This is a genomic window from Paenisporosarcina sp. P4_E4_2, assembly GCF_056401595.1.
Map to the genome: position 1 here is coordinate 1 of NZ_JBFUJC010000287.1, position 4,084 is coordinate 4,084.

Sequence of the window (4,084 nt, forward strand, 5' to 3'; positions counted from 1 at the left end):
ACGTATATATGCCAATTGTTACTTTGAAAGAAAATTTTCATACAGGCTCACTTTAACATGATGAAGTTCACACACTATATATCCTCTGCTATACTTCATTAGGGAAAAATGGACATAATAGAAAGAAGGGAATTTTATGAATAGAAAAACACGGGTAGAGCCACATCCTATTTTGGCTTCCGTTTTAGAATATATGTATATCATCGCCGGTGCTGCTATTATCGCTGTAGGTTTTAACGTTTTCTTATTGCCGAACGAAGTGGCATCTGGCGGAGTTAGTGGAATCAGTACGATTTTAAAAGGATTGTTCAATTGGAATCCAGGATATGTGCAATACGCATTTAATATTCCTTTATTTATTGCAGGAGTAATTTTTCTTGGTAAACAATTCGGCGCACGTTCACTAGTCGGAACACTTACGCTTCCCATGTTTGTCCTACTAACTGCAGGATGGGAACCCGCAACATTAAATCCGTTACTCGGGGCACTATTTGGCGGGATTTCAGTAGGAGTTGGATTGGGTATTGTCTTCCGAGGACATGCATCAACTGGCGGAACAGATTTAGCGGCTCAAATTTTAGCGAAGTACACCGGATTTACCCTTGGAACTAGCGTTATGCTGATTGACGGACTGATTGTTCTTTCTGCAGCCCTAGTTTTCGATATTGAAAAAGGATTATATGCTCTGATTGGTCTATTTGTGACAACCAAAACCATTGATATTATTCAACTTGGATTCAGCCAATCGAAAATGGTTTACATTATTACGAATAAACAGGAAGAATTACGGGATGCTATTTATACCGAAATAAATCGTGGTGTAACCAAGCTTCCGGCAGTTGGTGGCTATACCGAACAAGAACGACCAATGCTACTTGTTGTGGTTTATCAAACCGAATTCACGAAATTGAAACAATTAGTTAAAATGGTTGATCCATCAGCATTTGTCATTGTTTCAGATGCCTACGAAGTACTCGGTGAGGGTTTCAAACGTCCATAATTTAGGTATACTTAAAAAGTATATATAAACTATTTTGAGGGAGGGAACAAGATGAACAAAAAATTTCTTGCAGCTATTTTTGGTTCTGCACTAATGCTTGCCGCATGTGGTGGTGGAAATGATGAAAAACCGACGCCAACCAATGATGAAAATGGCGGAGAAGTAACTGATACACAGGATGCTGAAAAAATTGTACAGGGTAATTGCACAAGCTGTCACGGTGGTAATTTAGAAGGGCAAGGCAACTTCCCAAATCTGACAGATGTGGGATCCCGCCTTACTGAAGAGGAAATTTTACAGGTAATTCAAAAAGGCCGTGGTCAAATGCCTCCGAACATTATTGAAGGCGCAGAAGCTGAAGTAGTTGCCGAATGGTTGGCTAATAAAAAATAATTTGTAATAAACAAAGACCAATGACTGTTTATGTCATTGGTCTTTGTTTTTGTCAAAAAAGTGTCGAACTAAAAGGAGGATTTCAGGAACCTAATGCCGAATTTTAGTATTTAATAGGTCGAAATATCGTGTTGATTTTTAGGGATAAAGAACTAATGAGGAGGTATCACAAGGTTTCTGTCTAAATTTTGTAATAGTACTGTAATAAAATTTTGTCGACAAACTTGATATAATGAGCTTGTCGGAAAAAATTTCGAACAGCTAGGAAAAAACATAGGTGGTTACAAAAATATGATTTCAATGAAAAATGTCTACAAAAAATATCCAAACGGCATTGTTGCTGCAAACGGAATTAATGTAGAAATCAAACAAGGTGAATTTGTATATGTTGTAGGTCCAAGTGGGGCTGGTAAATCTACATTTATCAAAATGATGTACAGAGAAGAGCGTCCTACGAGTGGAGATATACTAGTAAATGGCATAAACTTGGCGACATTGAAGTCGAAAAAAGTTCCATATTTAAGAAGACAAATAGGTGTTGTCTTTCAAGATTTTAAATTATTACCGAGATTGAATGTTTTTGAAAATGTAGCATTTGCTTTAGAAGTAATTGAAGAATCGCCAAAAGTGATTCGTAAACGTGTTATGGAAGTTTTGGATTTGGTAGGGCTTAAACATAAAGCTCGTATGTTCCCAACTGAGCTGTCTGGTGGAGAACAACAGCGAGTATCGATTGCCCGGTCCATTGTCAACATCCCAAAAGTGATGATTGCGGACGAGCCAACTGGAAACTTAGATCCTGAAACTTCTTGGGATATCATGAATTTGTTCGAGGAAATCAATCGTCGTGGGACAACCATTATAATGGCCACCCATAATAAAGAAATTGTTAATACAATCAAACATCGAGTAATTGCAGTTGAAGGCGGACTCGTCGTACGTGATGAAGTCGGAGGTGACTACGGTTATGAAAGCTAGGACTGTAGGACGTCATTTCCGTGAAAGTTTTAAAAGTCTCGGCCGAAATAGCTGGATGACTTTTGCATCTGCCAGTGCAGTGACTGTCACGTTGTTGCTTGTCGGCGTATTCGTAATGATCATGATGAATTTAAGTAAAGTGGCTGATGATTTAGAAAAAGATGTTGAAATAAAAGTGTTGCTTGAACTTACTGCAGATGACAAAGCTGCAACGCAATTAGAAAAAGATATTAAAGAATTAGATGGTGTTGCAACAGTCGTCTATTCAACAAAAGAAGCTGAATTAAAAGATTTGATAAAAGATTTCGGAGCGACAATGGGATTGTCCGATCAAAATAACCCGCTTCGTGCAGCCTACTACGTGAAGGCTGAAAACCCTCAGGAAACTGAGAAAGTTGCTCAACGAATAGATCGTCTTAAAAACACCTATTCTGTCGAATATGGTGAAGGAAAGATTGAGAAACTATTCAGTTTCCTGAATGTTGCTAGAAATATAGGTTTAGTATTAATCCTAGCGTTACTATTTACTGCGATGTTCCTAATTTCGAATACAATCCGTATCACAATTGTTGCACGTCGACGTGAAATTGAAATTATGAAACTGGTAGGAGCGTCAAATTGGTTTGTTCGTATACCGTTCGTTTTAGAAGGAATGTGGATCGGAATCCTTGGTGCAATATTGCCAATAACTCTCGTCACTTTACTTTATTACAACTTATATCACGCTGTTCAACCTTATTTGAAAGGCGAATTGTTTAATTTATTACCACTTACTCCATTTTTGTATCAAGTTAACGGCCTCATTTTATTGATGGGCATTTTCATTGGTGTGTGGGGAAGTTTTATGTCAGTACGTAAGTTTTTACGCGTTTAAACGCGAGCTTGAAAGGGGCAGAACATGAGAAAGAAACAATCTAAATGGATGGCAGTTTCCATTGCAACAGTATTGGGGTGTTCATTATTTATGACACAACCTGCGGATGCATTGGCTAACTCCTTGAACGATTTGAAAAATGAACAGAAACAATTGGATCATAAAAAATCACAATTGAATTCGACTATTAATCAGAAAAAAGGCGATATTTCAGAAAATCAATCGGACCAAGAAAAATTGCTTGCTCAAATTCAAGCTCTCGATAGCAAAATTATTGAGACAAATAGCGAAATAGATCGTGTGCTTGGAGACATTAAACGCACGAACTTAGAAATTGAAAAATTGCATGAAAGTATTACGGTTTTAGAAAAGAAAATCGCTGATCGTGACGAGTTAATTAAAGAGCGTCTTCGCTCCGTTCAGGAAAGTGGCGGTTCCGTCAATTATCTTGATGTGTTACTTGGAGCTAGTAGTTTCTCAGATTTCATTGACCGTTTCTCAGCTGTAAATACGCTAATGGATGCAGACCGCAAGATTTTGGAAGAACAGGCTGCAGATAAAAAGTCATTGGAAGCGCAGAAATCTTCGGTTGAAGAAAAATTGGCTCAACAAAAGACAAGCCGTGATAAATTAGTAAGTCTTAAAGCAAATCTTGATTCCCAAAAAGCTTCAAAAGGTAGATTAGTAGACCAACTAGAAGCGGAACAAGGAAAATTAATCCAACAAAAGAATTCACTTGAAAAAGAATATTCTGAAACACTCGAAATCAGTAAAGCGGTAGAGAGTAAAATAGTAGCTGAACAAGAGAGATTAATCGAAGTTGCACGTCAAGCTGAAAT

The 4,084-nt window shown here is 37.6% G+C and carries 5 protein-coding genes; all 5 read left to right on the top strand.

The window, feature by feature from the left end:
• Window positions 1-136: 136 nt before the first annotated feature.
• Window positions 137-1,000: a YitT family protein gene (locus AC1DSB_RS15520; RefSeq protein WP_016428057.1), complete on the top strand. Its 864-nt coding sequence runs from the start codon at window positions 137-139 to the stop codon at window positions 998-1,000.
• A gap of 51 nt (window positions 1,001-1,051) precedes the next feature.
• On the top strand, window positions 1,052-1,393 hold the full coding sequence (gene cccB / locus AC1DSB_RS15525) for a cytochrome c551 (RefSeq protein ID WP_016428056.1): 342 nt from the start codon (window positions 1,052-1,054) through the stop codon (window positions 1,391-1,393).
• Between the two features lie 291 nt (window positions 1,394-1,684).
• A complete protein-coding gene (gene ftsE, locus AC1DSB_RS15530; protein WP_016428055.1) occupies window positions 1,685-2,371 on the top strand; it encodes a cell division ATP-binding protein FtsE in 687 nt (228 codons plus the stop codon).
• Window positions 2,361-3,245, top strand: a complete 885-nt coding sequence (gene ftsX / locus AC1DSB_RS15535; protein ID WP_016428054.1) for a permease-like cell division protein FtsX — start codon at window positions 2,361-2,363, stop codon at window positions 3,243-3,245. Before ftsE ends, ftsX begins: the two co-directional genes overlap by 11 nt.
• A 24-nt stretch (window positions 3,246-3,269) precedes the next feature.
• A partial coding sequence (locus tag AC1DSB_RS15540) for a coiled-coil domain-containing protein (RefSeq protein WP_477587052.1) occupies window positions 3,270-4,084 on the top strand: 815 nt, incomplete at its 3' end.